General features: G+C 58.0%; 17 protein-coding genes and 1 pseudogene. 14 read left to right on the top strand and 4 right to left on the bottom strand.

What is annotated here, in order from left to right:
• Both CUC53_RS06275 and CUC53_RS19485 read right to left on the bottom strand, forming a co-directional pair.
• A partial coding sequence (locus CUC53_RS06275; protein ID WP_157798208.1) for a transposase occupies positions 1-241 on the bottom strand: 241 nt, incomplete at its 3' end.
• Positions 242-312: 71 nt separating this feature from the next.
• Positions 313-1,164, bottom strand: a pseudogene (locus CUC53_RS19485) (YjiH family protein); the annotation flags it as partial.
• 523 nt (positions 1,165-1,687) lie between these two features.
• Between CUC53_RS19485 and putP the strand changes: the two are divergent.
• From putP to rpoS, 10 genes are all read left to right on the top strand, one after another.
• A complete protein-coding gene (gene putP / locus CUC53_RS06285; RefSeq protein WP_100293365.1) occupies positions 1,688-3,178 on the top strand; it encodes a sodium/proline symporter PutP in 1,491 nt (496 codons plus the stop codon).
• 242 nt (positions 3,179-3,420) lie between these two features.
• Positions 3,421-3,738 (top strand): cell division protein FtsB, encoded by a 318-nt coding sequence (gene ftsB / locus CUC53_RS06290; RefSeq protein ID WP_100293366.1) that lies wholly within the window; start codon positions 3,421-3,423, stop codon positions 3,736-3,738.
• Positions 3,731-4,420: a 2-C-methyl-D-erythritol 4-phosphate cytidylyltransferase gene (gene ispD, locus CUC53_RS06295; RefSeq protein ID WP_100293367.1), complete on the top strand. Its 690-nt coding sequence runs from the start codon at positions 3,731-3,733 to the stop codon at positions 4,418-4,420. Before ftsB ends, ispD begins: the two co-directional genes overlap by 8 nt.
• A 103-nt stretch (positions 4,421-4,523) precedes the next feature.
• Entirely contained in the window at positions 4,524-5,000 is a 477-nt protein-coding gene (gene ispF / locus CUC53_RS06300; RefSeq protein WP_100293368.1) for a 2-C-methyl-D-erythritol 2,4-cyclodiphosphate synthase, read from the top strand.
• Positions 5,000-6,058 (top strand): tRNA pseudouridine(13) synthase TruD, encoded by a 1,059-nt coding sequence (gene truD / locus CUC53_RS06305; protein WP_100293369.1) that lies wholly within the window; start codon positions 5,000-5,002, stop codon positions 6,056-6,058. The genes ispF and truD overlap by 1 nt, the downstream gene beginning before the upstream one ends.
• The gene (surE, locus tag CUC53_RS06310) at positions 6,039-6,800 is read left to right on the top strand and encodes a 5'/3'-nucleotidase SurE (protein ID WP_100293370.1); all 762 of its coding nucleotides are present in this window, start codon (positions 6,039-6,041) and stop codon (positions 6,798-6,800) included. Before truD ends, surE begins: the two co-directional genes overlap by 20 nt.
• Before the next feature lie 4 nt (positions 6,801-6,804).
• Complete coding sequence (locus tag CUC53_RS06315) at positions 6,805-7,422, top strand: protein-L-isoaspartate(D-aspartate) O-methyltransferase (RefSeq protein ID WP_100293371.1); 618 nt, start codon at positions 6,805-6,807, stop codon at positions 7,420-7,422.
• Entirely contained in the window at positions 7,419-8,000 is a 582-nt protein-coding gene (locus CUC53_RS06320; protein ID WP_167386703.1) for a YqaA family protein, read from the top strand. The genes CUC53_RS06315 and CUC53_RS06320 overlap by 4 nt, the downstream gene beginning before the upstream one ends.
• A 9-nt stretch (positions 8,001-8,009) precedes the next feature.
• Entirely contained in the window at positions 8,010-9,044 is a 1,035-nt protein-coding gene (locus tag CUC53_RS06325; RefSeq protein ID WP_100293372.1) for a peptidoglycan DD-metalloendopeptidase family protein, read from the top strand.
• Between the two features lie 45 nt (positions 9,045-9,089).
• Positions 9,090-10,082, top strand: a complete 993-nt coding sequence (gene rpoS / locus CUC53_RS06330; protein WP_100293373.1) for an RNA polymerase sigma factor RpoS — start codon at positions 9,090-9,092, stop codon at positions 10,080-10,082.
• 155 nt (positions 10,083-10,237) lie between these two features.
• On the opposite strand, the gene CUC53_RS06335 is transcribed toward rpoS, so the two are convergent.
• The gene (locus CUC53_RS06335) at positions 10,238-11,275 is read right to left on the bottom strand and encodes an alkene reductase (RefSeq protein ID WP_100293374.1); all 1,038 of its coding nucleotides are present in this window, start codon (positions 11,273-11,275) and stop codon (positions 10,238-10,240) included.
• Positions 11,276-11,474: 199 nt separating this feature from the next.
• Here CUC53_RS06335 and CUC53_RS06340 point away from each other — a divergent pair, with 199 nt between their 5' ends.
• A complete protein-coding gene (locus tag CUC53_RS06340) occupies positions 11,475-12,044 on the top strand; it encodes a TetR/AcrR family transcriptional regulator (RefSeq protein WP_100293375.1) in 570 nt (189 codons plus the stop codon).
• Positions 12,045-12,131: 87 nt separating this feature from the next.
• On the top strand, positions 12,132-13,547 hold the full coding sequence (locus CUC53_RS06345; protein WP_100293376.1) for a DUF2252 domain-containing protein: 1,416 nt from the start codon (positions 12,132-12,134) through the stop codon (positions 13,545-13,547).
• A 95-nt stretch (positions 13,548-13,642) separates the two neighbouring features.
• On the opposite strand, the gene CUC53_RS06350 is transcribed toward CUC53_RS06345, so the two are convergent.
• Entirely contained in the window at positions 13,643-14,596 is a 954-nt protein-coding gene (locus tag CUC53_RS06350) for a LysR family transcriptional regulator (RefSeq protein ID WP_100293377.1), read from the bottom strand.
• Between the two features lie 213 nt (positions 14,597-14,809).
• On the opposite strand from CUC53_RS06350, the gene aguA reads away from it, so the two are divergent.
• Positions 14,810-15,907: an agmatine deiminase gene (aguA, locus tag CUC53_RS06355; RefSeq protein ID WP_100293378.1), complete on the top strand. Its 1,098-nt coding sequence runs from the start codon at positions 14,810-14,812 to the stop codon at positions 15,905-15,907.
• A 149-nt stretch (positions 15,908-16,056) separates the two neighbouring features.
• Positions 16,057-16,904: amidase (locus CUC53_RS06360; RefSeq protein ID WP_157798209.1), on the top strand; the 848-nt coding region annotated here is incomplete at its 3' end.

Genomic DNA, 16,904 nt, shown 5'->3' on the forward strand with positions numbered 1-16,904 from the left:
CGATGATCTCTGCCTTGAGGCGCTCCTCGGCATACATTTTCTTGAGGCGACGATTTTCCTCCACCAGCTCTTTGAGGCGTGCCATCAGAGAAGCATCCATGCCACCGAATTTGGAACGCCACTTGTAGAAGGTGGCGGAGCTGATGCCATGCTCACGGCAGAGCTCAGGGACGGGTGAGCCAGATTCGGCCTGTTTGAGGATGGAGATGATTTGGGCATCGCTAAAGCGTGATGTTTTCATGTAGAACCTCCTGCGTGCAAGATACGAGAAAATTCTACTTATGAGCACCCCAGTTTTTCGGGGGGATTACCGGCTTGGCGTAATCTCGTCGCCACTGCCGCTTGCCAGCGGCTCATTCCCACGGGTAATGGCTGGTCGGTATTTCCTTGGTGCGCCATCCCACTGATCGGCGGCACCCGCGCCAGCACGGCTGGTGATAGCGAAGGTGATAACTAGGGTTGACCAAAAATAAAAGTTCCAGAAGGTCATTAGATTCAAGGTTTTGGCAACAATTATCATGAATGCAGCAGAGACGGTAGAAAAGCCTGTCGCCGCAATCACGGCCTCACGCACGGTGTATTTGCCTGATAAAAACACCCGGTTGGTGATGATCAATCCAACGGAATAACTGCCCACAAAGGAGGCCACCGCATCAATCGCCGAGTGACCCGGCGTACGCCAGAGCGGGCGCATGATCGGCTGCATCAGAATGCCGATAAACTCCAATAGGCCAAACCCCAGCAAAAGGTCAGCGCCATTGAACCAATCGGCACAATGACCCCCACCGACAGCGCTAACTTATCAAACAGAAACGGCAGCCGATCGGGCGTCATCAGCCACGCGGGCCCTAGATCCGCCACATACATCAACGCCAACCCTAACCCCGCCAGTTTGAGCAGACTCAAGATGCGATCGAGTAAGCGGCGGCGCCACTGTCCCGTCACCAGCGGCGACAGGGCACCGTATCCGATCAGTGCCAGTACTAATCCCAAGGCCAATGGCCGCTGGGCGATCAGCGCGCTGGCAAGATGATCAACCAAAATCGTGTTTTTACCTGACCATTCGAACGGCATAAAGAAAATCAAGATACCCAGTAGGCTGCCAATGCTGAGCTTGAGTCGTGCGTGTATTCCCGGTGGAGGGAGCCGATCTACAGATTCCATTGTTTCTCCTGACACACTGAGGGCCGATATTTTGCGCGGCACATTTGTATATACATTTACTGTCATGAGCCAACGTAAACAAATAATTAACAAAAAGCAAACAGCATGGCGATGGCAAGATTGGCTCCCCCATAGTGCTGGCACAGTAGGGCTGTGCAGAGGGGGAAACAGAGGAACAGGCCTGTCACGGCATAGCGTCAGCGAGCAAGCGTCATGGCAGCGGTGGAGGCAAGGGGTGATAGTGGGTCTGCCACCGGCTGACTGGCCTCCCCTTGTCGCTCGGGCTAAACAGCGTCACGGCGGGTGCCAGCGTGGTGCTCATCCCACTCGCTGCCTGCGAGATAAAATCGGGGAGTCAGTGCAGGCTTTTAGCATGATCAATTGATACGCAAAGGTTTTTATTGTGTTTTTTATTTGTTGAAAGTGATTGAGCTCATGGGATCTGCTGATTAAGCTAGGGCGTTTTTTTAGCAAGAGCTCGTCAGCAGAACGGGCCACTACGCCACATAAGATGGAGTTTTGAATGACCGCTAGTACTCCCATGTTAATCACCTTTTTGGTGTATATCCTCGGCATGGTGCTGATAGGGTTTGTTGCCTATCGCGCCACCCGCAACTTCGATGACTACATTCTCGGCGGGCGCCGCATGGGAAGCTGGGTCACCGCCCTCTCCGCTGGCGCCTCCGACATGAGTGGCTGGTTGTTAATGGGGTTACCGGGTGCCGTGTTTATTGGCGGCATTTCCGAAAGCTGGATTGCGATTGGCTTGGTCATCGGTGCTTACTTCAACTGGCGCTGGGTGGCAGGGCGCCTGCGGATCCATACCGAACAGAACCGTAACGCCCTCACCCTGCCGGACTACTTCACTTATCGCTTTGAGGATCACAGCAAGGTACTGCGCATTCTGTCGGCCTTGGTGATCTTGCTGTTTTTTACCATCTATTGCGCCTCTGGCGTGGTAGCGGGAGCTCGCCTGTTTGAAAGCACCTTTGGCATGGATTACAGCACCGCCTTGTGGGTTGGAGCGGCTGCCACCATCACCTACACCTTCTTTGGTGGTTTCCTCGCGGTGAGTTGGACCGACACGGTACAGGCAACCCTGATGATCTTCGCCCTGATCCTGACCCCGGTCTTCGTCATCATCGCCGTGGGTGGGGTCGACAGCGCCATGATCGAAGTGGCTGCCAAGAACGCCAGCAACCTCGACATGTTCAAGAATCTGGATCTGATCGCCATTGTCTCGCTGATGGCGTGGGGCTTGGGCTATTTTGGTCAACCCCACATTCTGGCTCGCTTCATGGCCGCGGACTCCCACCACTCCATGGCAAATGCCCGTCGCATCAGCATGACGTGGATGGTGTTCTGCCTCGGTGGGGCGGTCGCCATCGGCTTCTTTGGCTTGGCCTACTTTGCCCGTTTCCCCGAGCAAGCATTGGGCGTTACCCAGAATCCTGAGCGGGTCTTTATCGAACTCTCCAAGCTGCTGTTTAACCCTTGGATCGCCGGTGTCCTGCTCTCCGCCATTCTGGCGGCAGTGATGAGTACCCTAAGTTGCCAGCTGCTAGTCTGCTCCAGCGCCATCACCGAGGATCTCTACAAGCCTTTCCTGCGTAAGAATGCCTCCCAGCGTGAGCTGGTGTGGGTGGGCCGTCTGATGGTACTGGCGATTGCCCTGATCGCCATTGTGGTCGCCATGAATCCAGAAAACCGGGTGCTGGGATTAGTCAGCTACGCGTGGGCTGGTTTTGGTGCCGCCTTTGGTCCGGTAGTGCTGCTCTCAGTCTTGTGGCCACGCATGACCCGCAACGGCGCGCTGGCCGGCATGTTAGTGGGCGCCATCACCGTGATCGTCTGGAAGCACTTCGGCTGGCTGGGATTATATGAAATTATCCCAGGCTTCTTGTTTGCTACCTTGGCTATCGTGCTTGGCAGTAAAGCAAGCCCACCGCCCAGCCCTGCGATGCTGACGCGCTTCGCCCAAGCGGAGCAAGCATTCGCCGCGCCCCGCACATAGCTAAGCTGTTGCATCGGTCCCCGCCACACGGCGGGGCCCTCGTCAGTCTCCTCGCCGCTAACTGCACTGCCCTCATTTAGGCCCTCGCCAAACTATCGCGATTTAACATGGCTGGCTGGGGCCTGCCGCTCTTGGATTCATGGGCCAGGCTTTTTATCGCCGTTCCTTGTTTCAGCGCATTGGCTTTCTTTTGTCTTGGCAACGAATATGGGACACTAGGCCGCTTGAAGGAGACCTCGTGCATGCGGCTATTTACCCTGATCCTGATCCTCCTGCTGGGAGGACTGCAATATGACCTCTGGCTAGGGAAAAATGGGCTATCCGATTACCAGAACCTGTCGGAGGCCATTTCCCAGCAACAGCAAGATAACCAGACGCTCAAGGATCGTAATGATCTCATTTACCGTGAGATCGATGACCTCACCTCCGGTTTGGAGGCCATCGAAGAGTTGTCGCGCAACGATCTGGGTTACATCAAGCAGGGCGAAACCTTCTATCGGATCATCCCCAAAGAGAAAGACAAAGAGACTGCACCAGACGATGCACCCTACGATGATTGAAGCCAACTTACAGGGCCTGACAGCCATCGTCCCAGCCGCCGGTATCGGTAGCCGAATGGGCGCCGAGTGCCCCAAGCAGTATTTGCAGCTGGCGGGGAAAACCATTTTAGAACACACCTTGGCGCGCCTGCTCTCCCACCCCGCCATTGACCATGTGGTGGTGGCCTTGGCGCCCAACGATCAGTGGTTCGATACCCTCGCTATTGCCGTTGATCCGCGTATCCTGCGGGTTGATGGCGGCGCCGAGCGGGCGTTTTCGGTCCTCAATGCCTTGGATGTGGTACAAGGGGAATGGGTGCTGGTGCACGATGCCGCCCGCCCCTGCTTGACGCACCGCGATCTCGATGCGCTGATTGCCGCAGCCATACCCTGCGGGGGCGCCATTCTCGGTAGCCGAGTGCGTGACACCATGAAGCGCACCGATGGGGCGGGCAATATTGTTGCCACCGTCGAGCGCGCGCAACTCTGGCATGCCCTAACGCCGCAGATGTTCCCCACTACCCCGCTAAAACAGGCGCTGGAACAGGGATTGGCGCAGGGAGCCACCCTCACCGATGAAGCCTCCGCCATGGAACGGGCGGGGTTTGCGGTCCAGATGGTGGAAGGGCGGGCCGACAATATCAAGGTGACTCGGCCGGAGGATCTGGCTCTGGCGGCCCTGTTTTTACATCAGCAAGCATAAGCGCCCCCTGCAACCAAAGAGTGAGCCTGATCCAGAGGAGATAGGGTGTTGAACCCCCCTCATTTGACCGAAATAGGCCCAATAGACAGAGAGAAGACACAGCATGATGCGAATTGGCCATGGTTTTGATGTACACAAATTTGGCGGGGTTGGCCCCTGTATGCTGGGGGGGGTGCCGGTTCCCTACGAGCAGGGACTGATCGCCCACTCCGATGGCGATGTGGTGCTGCACGCGGTCAGCGATGCCCTGCTGGGCGCCATTGGCGCCGGGGACATCGGTCGCCATTTTCCTGATACTGCCGCCCAATTTAAGGGGATCGACAGCCGCATTCTGTTGCGCGATGTCTTTGCCCGCGTTCAACAGGCGGGGTATGCCATCGGCAACTTGGATGTGACCATCATCGCCCAGGCCCCCAAAATGGCGCCCCATATCGCCGCCATGTGCGCCGTGCTGGCCACCGATCTGCAATGTGATTTGCAGCGGGTCAACGTCAAGGCGACCACTACCGAACAGCTCGGGTTTACCGGGCGCAGGGAAGGGATCGCTACCGAAGCCGTCGTCTTACTGGTGAAACAATAATGCTGGAACAACTGACTTACCTGCACGGCGCGCCTACTGCTCGCGGTATTCTTAAGGCCGAGGCCGCCGACTTCGTGGTCAATGAAGATCTTGGCTTTGCACCCTGTGGCGAAGGGGAGCACATTTTCGTCCGGGTGCGCAAAACCGGCGAGAACACCGCCTGGGTCGCCGGCCTGCTGGCCGATGCCGCCGGAGTCAATCGCAATGCGGTGACCTGGGCGGGCCTGAAAGATCGCCACGCGGTGACCGAGCAGTGGTTCGGCATTCATCTGCCGGGCAAGAGCGAGCCCGACCTCTCGGTGATCGAGAGCGACAGCATCCAGATCCTGCAGGTAAAGCGCCATAACAAGAAGCTGCGGGTCGGCTACCTCAAGGGCAACCACTTCACCCTGCGCCTAACCGGTCTGGAACAGGCCGACGGACTGGCCGCGCGCCTGCAAGCGGTCGCCGCGCAGGGCGTGCCCAATTACTATGGTGAGCAACGCTTTGGCCGCGATGGCAACAATCTGGAGGCGGCCAAGGCGATGTTCGCCGGCAAGCGGATCAAGGATCGCAACAAGCGCTCCCTCTACCTCTCTGCCGCCCGCAGCATGTTGTTTAACGCCATCGTCAGTGCCCGCATCGAACAGGGGCTGGCCCATCAGCTGCTAGCCGGTGATTGTGTGATGCTCAAGGGCAGCCACTCCATCTTCAGTGAAGCGAGCATCACTCCCGAGCTGGAAGCACGCCTTGCCTCTGGTGATGTACAACTGACTGCGCCCCAGTGGGGCCGTGGTCGGCTGGCCAGCCAAGGCGCCGCTGCCGAGTTCGAGCAGGCGGTGCTGGTTCCTTATCGCGAGTGGTGTGATGGGCTGGAAAAGGCGGGGCTGGATCAGGATCGCCGGCCGCTGCTGCTCAAGCCAGAGCAGATGAGCTGGCAACTGGATGACGAGGTACTGACCCTCTCCTTCTTCCTACCGGCGGGTGCCTTTGCCACCAGCGTGGTGCGTGAATTACTGCTGGCCGACGAGGCCGATCATAGTGTCAGGAGTCAGCCCGATGCGCATTCTGGTCAGTAATGACGATGGGATCCACGCTGCGGGGATTCACGCCCTGAGTGACGCGCTGCGCGCCTGCGGCGACATTATCGTGGTGGCGCCTGACCGCAACCGCAGCGGCGCTAGCCACTCCCTCACCTTGGACGTGCCACTGCGCGCCACGCCTCTGCACCATGGCGAGTTTGCTGGCAGCGAAAGCTATGCGGTGCATGGAACCCCGGCCGACTGTGTTCATTTGGCAATCAATGAACTGGTCCGCCCCGAACCGGACATGGTGGTGGCAGGGATCAACCACGGCGCTAATTTGGGGGATGATGTTATCTATTCCGGCACGGTGGCAGCCGCCACGGAGGGGCGCCATCTTGGCTACCCCTCCATTGCCATTTCGCTAGTGGGTGAGACTCATTTTGCAACGGCCGCGCATTTTGCAGTGCAGTTAGTACAGGGTTTGATCTCCCATCCCCTGCCTGCCGATCAAATTCTTAACGTCAACGTGCCTGATTTGCCCCTTACCGAGATCCGAGGGATCAAGGTCACTCGGCTTGGCCATCGCCACCGCGCAGAATCGGTCATCTGCAGTGATGATCCTCGGGGTCACCCCCTCTATTGGATTGGTCCCCCAGGGGCGCAACAGGATGCCACAGAGGGCACTGACTTTGCTGCCATCGCCCAAGGCTATGTCTCAATTACGCCGTTAACCATTGATATGACAGCCTATAACAGTCTGGCTGGTCTGACGGCATGGTTAGCACAGCAGGGATAAGCGTGTGATAGTAGATCGTCTGTTAAATCAGCTCATTGCGCAGGATATTGCCGATTTCCGCGTGCTGGCGGCGATCGCCAAAGTGCCACGTCAGCTGTTCGTGGACGAGGCCATGGCCCACAAGGCATGGGATAACACCGCCCTGCCCATTGGCCACGGCCAGACCATTTCACAGCCTTATATGGTGGCGCGAATGACCGAGCTGCTGATGCAGCATAATCCGGCTCACGTGTTGGAGATTGGCACAGGCTCCGGCTACCAGACGGCGATCCTCGCCCATCTGGTGGATCATGTGTATACCGTGGAGCGGATTAAATCGCTGCAGTTCCACGCCCGGCGCAGGCTGCGTCAGCTGGACCTGCACAATGTCTCAGCCAAGCATGGCAATGGCTGGCTCGGCTGGCCTAACAAGGGCCCCTTTGACGCTATCTTAGTCACGGCTGCCGCCCGTGAAATTCCTACCGCGCTGACCGATCAACTGGCTGATGGCGGCCGCCTAGTGCTGCCCGTCGGCGATAGCCAGCAGACCCTGCAACTGATCCAGCGATCTGGCTCCCAATTAACCAGCCAGACGCTAGAACCCGTCCGTTTTGTCCCTTTGATAGATGGAGATGTTGAGTGACCTTGTTTTCCCGTTTGTATGGGCTGGTGATGCAGTGGGCACGCCACCAATATGCCCCCTGGTATCTTTCCATCACCGCGTTTATCGAATCGGTATTTTGGCCAATTCCTGTGGACGTGATGCTGGCTCCCATGGCCCTCGCCAAGCCCCACAAGGCGTGGTTTTTTGCCGCGCTCGCCACCCTCTTCTCGGTGTTGGGAGCACTGTTTGGTTATGCCCTCGGCTACGCGCTGTGGGACCCTGTGGTCCAGCCTTTCATTGCCTCAGTGGGTTATGAAGAGAAAATTATTGTTGCTGAACAATGGTTTAAGCAGTGGGGGATCTGGGTCATTTTTATTGCCAGTTTCACCCCTATTCCCTACAAGGTGTTCACCGTGACGGCGGGATTACTGCAAATGGCGCTGCTGCCGTTCATTATCACGTCCCTCATTGGCCGTGGGCTGCGCTTCTTCTTGGTCGCAGGCCTAATGCGCTGGGGAGGAGAACCCATGGAACGCAAGCTGATGCACTATGTGGATGTGCTTGGTTGGATTTGCGTTGGTTTGGCTATTGCGGCCTATTTCTGGTTTAGTCGTTAAGGATCCCCTATGCGTTCGCTCACTTGGCAAGGAAGCAGTGTCGTTGTGTTGTCATGGTTGCTGGTTGCTTGCTCGTCTAGCAAGACCGCAGCCCCGGTTGATGGTGTCGGCAATGAGCCGTTTGTCTCAACGATTCCAGCTCGCCAAATGGGGCAATCTAGCAATGCCATTGGGGGCAAGACTTACACGGTAAAACGCGGAGATACCCTCTACTCCATCGCGTTTAACTCCGGCAACGATGTCCCTTCGTTAGCCAGCCTCAACAGCATTAGTCCTCCCTACCATATTTATCCGGGCCAGCAGTTGCGGCTCGACGGCGCCAGTACCGGCCTTGCTAGCAGCCGTAGCGCAGCCACCTATCAAGTGCGTCGTGGTGACACCTTAAGTAGCATCGGTCGCCAATTCGGCATGACGCCACAAGCCCTTGCTCAGCACAACAGTCTCAGCGCCCCCTATGCGCTACAAGCTGGCCAGGTACTGAATGTGCAATCAGCCAGTCGTTCAGCAGCATCGTCGGGGGAGGCAACGCGCCCCGTGCCAGTGACACGCCCAGTCAGTATTGCCACGACCTCAAATCAGGCCACGCCCTTCATTGCTCAAAAACCGATTGAACAGTCAATAACGAAAGAATATTCTGGCAGCGCTAAACAAAAAATAACCAAATCTCAGTCACAACCCACTTGGCACTGGCCTGCACAGGGCCGGATTGTTGAGGGTTTCTCCGTTGCGGAGCAGGGAAACAAAGGGATCGACATAGCAGGCAAGAAGGGGCAACCCATCTACGCCGCGAGTAGCGGCAGTGTCGTCTATGCCGGTAGTGCACTACGAGGTTACGGCAAGCTGATCATCCTTAAACATGATGATGACTACCTTTCTGCTTACGCTCACAACGATGAGTTGCGGGTGCGGGAAGGGGACAATGTAAAAGGTGGATCAGTTATTGCTAGCATGGGTAGCACGGACGCACCGGACGTAAGATTACATTTTGAGATCCGGTATAGAGGTAAATCGATCAATCCAATGAACTATTTACCAAAGCGCTAATCCCAGAGAGACGGTCTTACTCTGGTTACGTCAGGGAGACACACCATGAGCCAAGAACAACTGGTTATGCAAGATGCCGAATTAGAGTTTGATGCTGAAGTTGAGGCACACGAGGAGGAAGAGGCAGAGGGCCAAGCAGACGTCGTGGCCGATGCCGAGGAGGCCAGCGCCGATGAGTTAGCGGCGCCTGAGCTGAGCAAAGTGATGGATGCCACTCAGATCTATCTCGGGGAGATCGGCTTCTCTCCCCTGCTCACCGCCGAAGAGGAAGTCTATTACGCTCGTCGGGCCTTGCGCGGGGATAAAGCCGCTCGTAAGCGCATGATCGAATCCAACTTGCGGCTAGTCGTCAAAATCGCTCGCCGCTATAACAACCGTGGCTTGGTGCTGCTCGATCTGATCGAAGAGGGTAATCTCGGGCTGATCCGTGCAGTCGAAAAATTCGATCCTGAGCGGGGTTTCCGCTTTTCTACCTATGCCACTTGGTGGATTCGTCAGACCATAGAGCGGGCGATCATGAATCAAACTCGTACTATTCGCTTGCCCATCCATGTAGTTAAAGAGCTGAACGTTTATCTACGCACTGCTCGTGAACTGTCCCATCGTCTCGACCATGAACCCACTGCAGAAGATATCGCTCACGCGCTGGATCGGTCAGTTGAGGATGTGAATCGGATGCTCAAGCTCAACGAGAAGATCACCTCTGTCGACACCCCGATCGGTGGCGATAAAGAAAAAGTCCTGCTGGATGTCCTCTCTGATGAGCAAGGCATGGGGCCTGAACTGGAGTCTCAAGAAGATGACATGCGGGCTAGCATCGTACACTGGCTGGAAGAGCTAAACCCCAAGCAGCGTGAAGTATTGGCCCGCCGCTTCGGGTTGTTGGGGTATGAACCGGCCACCCTCGAAGATGTAGGCGAGGAGATTGGTTTAACCCGAGAGCGAGTACGCCAGATCCAAGTGGAAGGGCTACGCCGCTTGCGGGAGGTTCTGCTCAGTCAGGGACTGTCGATTGAGGCCTTATTCCGTACTGCTTAATCAGCATCACATAACAGATTGACCGCTTGGCTCATGCTGAGGGTAACAAGGGGAGCAGATGCTCCCCTTGTGTTTATTACCTTCATAGACATTTGCCAGTGACCGTGACATGCGGCTCCCGTGAACCACTTCATGCCATGCTGGCCTCGCGCCATTTACACCAAGGAAGTCAGCATTGTTTCTGCATACGGCACCAGCTCCTCACCCCGTTTTACTTTATCGAGATAATCAGGATTGGCGATAAGCGGCCGCCCAATTGCGACCAAATCGAAGCGGTTGGCAGTAATGGCCTCTGCTGCCCGCGCGGGGCTGTAGTTACCCACCCCCACCAAGTTGCCCTGATAATGGGCACGCAGATAGTCAGAGGCGTGACCACCGAGGTAGTCGAAGGTGAGCTTGTCATCGAATATCCCAAGATGAACATACGCCAGTGCCCGCTGATTGAGCTGCGCTAGCAGATAGTCAAACACCTCGCGATCTCGCGGGTCTGCCGCCAAATGCACATAAGCACCTGGCGATAGGCGTATCGCCACCCGATCGGCACCAATTCGCGCCCTGATGGCATCCACCACCGCTAAGGCAAAGCGGCTCATGTTCTGTGGACTATCACCGTATTCGTCGGTACGCAGGTTGGTCGAGTAATGCAGAAATTGGTCGATGAGATAGCCGTTAGCCCCGTGAATCTCAACCCCGTCAAATCCGGCCTCCATCGCGTTTTCGGCTGCCTTGCCATAGTCACGGACCAGCTGCTCAATCTCGTCTGGCGTCAACGCCCGTGGCACCTGATAGGTCAACTCACGCATACGGGGCACGCTCCCTTGGTGAGCGACTGCGGAAGGCGCCAACACCTCACCTTGATGGAAGAAAGGGTGAGAGAGGCGGCCAACGTGCCACAGCTGGGCAAAGATTTTCCCGCCGTTGGCATGAACGGCTCGGGTGACCTGTTGCCAGCCCTCTATTTGCCCTTGGCTGAACAGACCTGGGGTATTCGGGTAGCCCTGAGCATCAGGGCGAATAATGGTGGCTTCGGAGACAATCAATCCAACATCGGCACGGCGGGCGTAATAAGCCGCCATCTGCTCGGTTGGCACCAAGCCGGGCCCTGCCATGCAGCGTGTGAGCGGAGCCATCATCACCCGATTGGCGAGCGTCAGGGTGTCGTTAAGGCGGTAAGGCTGGAACAGAATATTCATGTTGATGATCCTGAGCGGTTTATTCTTGAATGTTCATTCAAGACCTTTTGGGTTGAGGGTGCAAGCTTTTTTTGAGTATTCATTCAACAATATTGGCCTTCGCCAATGGCTGGGGTAAACTTGCAGCCCCTGCCGCTCGCCGCGTGCGGCAGAGATGACCCACGTCGTGACCGATGAACGTTGTCCTACTGGAGGAGCCATGCGCATTGCCGAGTTCGATCGAGACAAGGTGTTGCAACGTGCCATGGAGGCGTTTCGTGCCAAGGGCTATGCCAAAACGACGATGCAAGAGCTGGTGACCGCCACCGGTTTACATCCTGGCAGCATCTACGCGGCCTTTGGCAGCAAGCGCGGTCTGCTACTGGCTGCTGTCGATTACTATATTACGCTCAAGACGCAACATCGGATTGCTCTGATGTCGGGTCCCTCTCCCTTAGCCGGTTTACGCCGCTATCTACTTGAGGTTGTCGAAGAGCAGAGTGCGGCCACCTGCTTGGTTAACCGCACCGTAATGGAACTCGATCAAGATGAAGATCTCCGTGAGCGCTTGCTGAGCATTTATCATGGGCTGGAGCAAGATTTTCACCAAGCGCTGACCGCCGCCGCCAAGGTGGGCGAAATCCCCGCCAATGCCAATATTGCCACCTTAAGCACCACCTTGCTGGTGGGGGTGCTAGGGCTGGTTTCCCTGACCCCATGTCGACGTAATCCTGCCTTGTTAACCGCCGTCGTTGACCAGCTCTTGGCCTCCTTGCAGATATCTCAATGAGGCCCATCGAAGAAGCTATCTGAGTCACAGTTGTTCGGTCGTAGTTCGATATATGCTTGTAGGGTCTACATCGCAGCAGGAGGCTCTATGGCTAAGACGTCTCGGATTGAAGCGTTACTGACCCACTTCACCACCCCCCGCCACTCCATTGAAGAGCGGTTTGCCGTAGGCAAGGCCCTACGTGAGCTCTACCCACGGGAACAACATGCTATTTTGCCCGCCGATCGGGCGGGCCTTAACCCCGTTGCCATCTTGCAGACGCAAGCGGCGACCCGTGTTCAGCGCTTGGTGCCGCTCAGGCACGCGCGTATGCAAGCCTCTGAGTTTGCCTTTTTACGGGGATCTGCTGCCATCATGGCGCACGATCTCTCATTAACACAGCACACCGGCCTGTTAGTGCAAACCTGCGGTGATATGCACGTCTCCAATATCGGCCTTTACGCCAGTGCGGAGCGTAATCTGGTGCTCGCCATTAATGACTTTGACGAGACCCATATTGGCGCCTGGGAGTGGGATCTCAAGCGGCTTGCGGCCAGTGCCGTGGTCGCCGCGGCTCATATTGGTGCCGATAGTGAGCGCCAACGGGAGGCCGCCCGCTTATTGACCCAATCCTATCGGCTGCGGATGCGGGAATATGGCAAAAAGGGGTTTTTGAATGTGTGGTATGACCGGTTAGATCAACACTCAGTGCTTGAAGCCTTCTCACCGGAGGTCCACGATCGGGTTCATGCGGTCATGGCCAAAGCGCGGCGCCGGGATAACCTACAGGTGCTCGGCAAGATGACCGACTTAATTGATAACCAGCACCGCATCAGAGAGCTGCACCCTTTTGTGATCCGCGAGACACACACTGACGATGGGCGACCAGTGATGGAGGTACTTGGCGTGCTGCTAGATGCCTATATCTCCTCCCTGCCCGAGGAGCGGCAAATGCTGCTCTCTCGCTATCGGCTGGTGGACGTGGTACGCAAGGTGGTCGGGGTGGGCAGTGTTGGCACCCGCTGCTGGGTGATTCTGCTGACCGGCGCCGACGATGATGATCCGCTGTTTTTGCAGGTCAAAGAGGCGCAGCCTTCGGTGCTGGCTCCCTATTTTCCCTCCAATCTCGATCAGGGTAATCAGGGCAAACGGGTCGTCCGTGGTCAGCGCCTAATCCAAGGCTCACCCGACATTTTTCTTGGTTGGTGTGAAGTGGAAGGGCGCCATTTTTATGTGCGCCAGTTACGGGACATGAAAGGCAGCCTAGAGATTGAGCCCGGCGCGGTGCGGCCACGCCACTTTGTCGACTACTGCCGGCTATGTGGCTGGGCATTGGCGCTCGCCCATGCCAAATCAGGGGATGCCGCACAAATCGCTGGTTATATGGGCAAATCTGGCGTGATCGATCAGGCCATCGCCGATTTTGCCGTCGCCTACCGTGACCGAAATGCGCAAGATTATCTGTTGATGAAGCAGGCGATCGCCCGCGGCGAGTTGGCCATGGCAGACATCACCAGCGACTAGCTCAGCACCGCTGTAGGCTGCCATCTACCGGCGCTATCACATCGGTAGCGCAGCCTGCAGGCTCCCCCCAGGGCAGAATGCCAAATACGACGATGTTACCTTGAGCCCACCAGCCCCTTCATCAACGCTTTTAACCACAGCAAGGCGGGCTGCTGCCCATGTACGGGGTGCCAGACGCAGTTGAGGTGATAATCTGGCACGTCCTCGGGTAGCGGCACGCTCTTTAGCGGCCAGTGAGTGGCGAGCAGCTCGGCTACCATGCTTGGCAGCACCAGCAGGTGATCGCTCTGGCTGACGATGGCGGCGGCGGACATATAACTCTGGCTGTTGACCGAGATGGTGCGGCTAAAGCCCAAGCCCTTCAGATAACGGTCGAGGCTCGCCTCCGAGGTGCCAAGGGGCGAGTGGAACACATGGGGCATGGCGATCAGCTGCGCCAAGGTGATGCGCTCCTGCCATTGGGTGGGATCAGCTTCGGCCCCAGCGGGGGCGGAGGTAGCAATCGGCAGATCGGCGCGTACCAACCCGGCCAGCGGTTCGGTGAGCCAGGTCTCCTTGCCCAGATACCCCGGCACCTGCATGTACTCGTCAAACCCCAGCACCAAATCGATCTCGCCGCTCGCCAGCTCGGCTTCGGGCAGGGTGTCGCGCAGGATCCGGATCTCGATGGTGACCCCCGGTGCCAGCCGGCTGAGCCGCTGAATAAGCGGCGGGATCAATACGCACTCCACGTAATCGGTGGTGCAGAGCACGAAGCGACGCTTCGACTGGCTCGGCTCAAACTCCTCCTCTTCGCTCAGCTGCTGCTCCAGCAGCCGCAGCGCCTGCTGCACCCCGAGATGCAGCCGCTGGGCGCGCGGGGTCGGCAGCATCCCCTGCGGGGTGCGCACCAACAGCGGGTCATCAAAAAAGGTGCGCAACCGGTTGAGGGAATGGCTCATGGCGGGCTGACTGATAAAAAGTGCCTCGGCGGCGCGGGTGACGCTGCCTTGGGTCATCAGGGCATCAAAGGCGAGCAGCAGATTAAGGTCGAGCTGGTGCAGTTTCACGGGGTTTATTCACTGTATTGATGGGGCAATCCATCTTATTCATTTGATGGATGTAGGCGCAACTTCTTACACTGGAGCCACACTCGTTGTTACGCGGGGCGCCAATAAATAACACCCCCAACCCTAAGCTGACGGGCCACGCTGCGCCCATTTTCTCCTCTTACCGGCCCTGTGAGGCGTGCATCGCCATCACAGGCCCGCAAGGATATTGCGATGAGCATCAAGACGATCAACTCTACCCCAGCCGCCGACGGCTTCACCATGCCCGCAGAGTGGGCACACCAGCAGGCCGTCTGGATGATCTGGCCGTTTCGCCCGGACAACTGGCGGGTAGCCGGTCGCTTCGCGCAAGCCACCTTTGCCAAGGTGGCCGATGCCATTGGGCAAGCCACCCCGGTCTTTATGGGGGTGCCAGCCCAGTTTATGGCGCAGGCTCGCGCCATCATGCCCGCCCACGTCACCTTGGTCGAAATGGACAGCGATGACTGCTGGGCCCGCGACACCGGCCCCACCATTGTGACCAACGCGGCCGGCGAGTGCCGTGGGGTGGATTGGGGTTTCAACGCCTGGGGCGGCCACAAGGGGGGTCTCTACTCCCCCTGGGATCAGGACGAAAAAGTGGCTGCCCAGATGCTGGCCCAGCACGGCATGGCTCGTTACGACGCGCCGCTGATTCTGGAAGGGGGCTCCATCCACGTCGATGGCGAAGGCACCTGCCTGACCAGCGCCGAGTGCCTGCTCAATGAAAACCGCAACCCGCACCTGAGCAAAGCGCAGATCGAAGCGCACCTGCGCGACTATCTGAGGGTGAAGAGCTTTATCTGGCTGGATGAAGGCGTCTATATGGACGAAACCGACGGCCACATCGACAACATGTGCTGCTTCGTGCGGCCGGGTGAAGTAGCCCTGCACTGGACTGATGACCAGAGCGATCCCCAGTACGCCCGCTCCGTGGCCGCCCTCAAGGTGCTGGAAGCGGCGGTCGATGCCAAGGGTCGCCAGCTGAAAGTGTGGAAGCTGCCCCAGCCGGGCCCGCTGTTCTGCACCGAAGAGGAGTCTGCCGGTGTCGAGAGTGGCAGCGGTGTACCGCGCGAGGCAGCAGGCCGTCTGGCCGGTTCCTACGTGAACTTCCTTATCACTAACGATCGCATCGTCTATCCGCTGCTGGATGCCGCCACTGACGGCGACGCCCAGCACATTCTGGCAGAGATCTTCCCGCAGCACACCGTGATCGGCGTGCCGGCCCGCGAGATCCTGCTGGGCGGTGGCAATATCCACTGCATCACCCAGCAGATCCCCTCCGGCAAATAAGAACCGGTTCCAAGCCAGCTGAGGTTGGTATTCAACACCCCACGCTGTGGGGTGTTATCGCTTGATGGCGTGGTGGTTGAAGATGCTGAATGCGGCGACCACCATCGCACACCGTCACCCTTTTACAGGAGATCCCCATGATCCCAAAAATGGTAGATGTCACCGAGGTTTCCATTGCCGAGCTGCGCGGTGCGCTCGAAGCAGGCCACACCACCGCGGTCGAACTGGTCAAGGCCTATCTGGCCCGGATCGAGGCCTACAACGGCCCCGAGACTGCCACCAAACTCAACGCCGTGGTAGTCGCCAATCCCGATGCGCTAAAAGAGGCGCAAGCGTCCGATGAGCGCCGCGCCCGTGGCGAGACCCTAAGCCCGCTCGACGGCATCCCCTACACCGCCAAAGACAGCTATCTGGTCAAGGGGCTGACTGCCGCCTCCGGCAGCCCGGCCTTCAAGGATCTGGTGGCCCAGCGCGATGCCTTTACCGTTGAGCGCCTGCGCGCCGCCGGTGCCATCTGCCTTGGCAAAACCAATATGCCGCCAATGGCCAATGGTGGCATGCAGCGCGGCGTCTATGGCCGTGCCGAGAGCCCCTACAACGCCGACTACCTGACCGCGCCATTTGCCTCCGGCTCCTCCAACGGTGCCGGTACTGCCACCGCTGCCAGCTTCTCCGCCTTTGGTCTGGCCGAAGAAACCTGGTCGAGCGGCCGTGGCCCGGCTTCCAACAACGGTCTGTGCGCTTACACCCCGTCCCGTGGCGTCATCTCGGTGCGCGGCAACTGGCCGCTGACTCCGACCATGGATGTGGTGGTGCCCTATGCCCGCACCATGGCCGATCTGCTGGAGGTGCTGGATGTAGTGGTCGCCGACGATGCCGACACCCGTGGCGATCTGTGGCGCATGCAGCCCTGGGTGCAACTGCCCAAGGCCTCCGAGGTGCGTCCGGCTTCCTATCTGGCTCTGGCTGCCAAGCCCGATGCCCTCAAGGGCAAGCG

Source organism: Aeromonas cavernicola (assembly GCF_002795305.1).
Taxonomy (GTDB): Bacteria; Pseudomonadota; Gammaproteobacteria; order Enterobacterales; family Aeromonadaceae; genus Aeromonas; species Aeromonas cavernicola.

What these genes read in the sequence shown, in the direction of transcription:
- ftsB (WP_100293366.1), top strand. Translation starts at nt 3,421, where the DNA reads ATGCGGCTATTTACCCTGATCCTGATCCTCCTGCTGGGAGGACTGCAA.
- surE (WP_100293370.1), top strand. Translation starts at nt 6,039, where the DNA reads ATGCGCATTCTGGTCAGTAATGACGATGGGATCCACGCTGCGGGGATT.
- truD (WP_100293369.1), top strand. Translation starts at nt 5,000, where the DNA reads ATGCTGGAACAACTGACTTACCTGCACGGCGCGCCTACTGCTCGCGGT.
- CUC53_RS06340 (WP_100293375.1), top strand. Translation starts at nt 11,475, where the DNA reads ATGCGCATTGCCGAGTTCGATCGAGACAAGGTGTTGCAACGTGCCATG.
- rpoS (WP_100293373.1), top strand. Translation starts at nt 9,090, where the DNA reads ATGAGCCAAGAACAACTGGTTATGCAAGATGCCGAATTAGAGTTTGAT.
- CUC53_RS06325 (WP_100293372.1), top strand. Translation starts at nt 8,010, where the DNA reads ATGCGTTCGCTCACTTGGCAAGGAAGCAGTGTCGTTGTGTTGTCATGG.
- CUC53_RS06345 (WP_100293376.1), top strand. Translation starts at nt 12,132, where the DNA reads ATGGCTAAGACGTCTCGGATTGAAGCGTTACTGACCCACTTCACCACC.
- aguA (WP_100293378.1), top strand. Translation starts at nt 14,810, where the DNA reads ATGAGCATCAAGACGATCAACTCTACCCCAGCCGCCGACGGCTTCACC.
- ispF (WP_100293368.1), top strand. Translation starts at nt 4,524, where the DNA reads ATGATGCGAATTGGCCATGGTTTTGATGTACACAAATTTGGCGGGGTT.
- putP (WP_100293365.1), top strand. Translation starts at nt 1,688, where the DNA reads ATGACCGCTAGTACTCCCATGTTAATCACCTTTTTGGTGTATATCCTC.
- ispD (WP_100293367.1), top strand. Translation starts at nt 3,731, where the DNA reads ATGATTGAAGCCAACTTACAGGGCCTGACAGCCATCGTCCCAGCCGCC.
- CUC53_RS06335 (WP_100293374.1), bottom strand. Translation starts at nt 11,275, where the DNA reads ATGAATATTCTGTTCCAGCCTTACCGCCTTAACGACACCCTGACGCTC.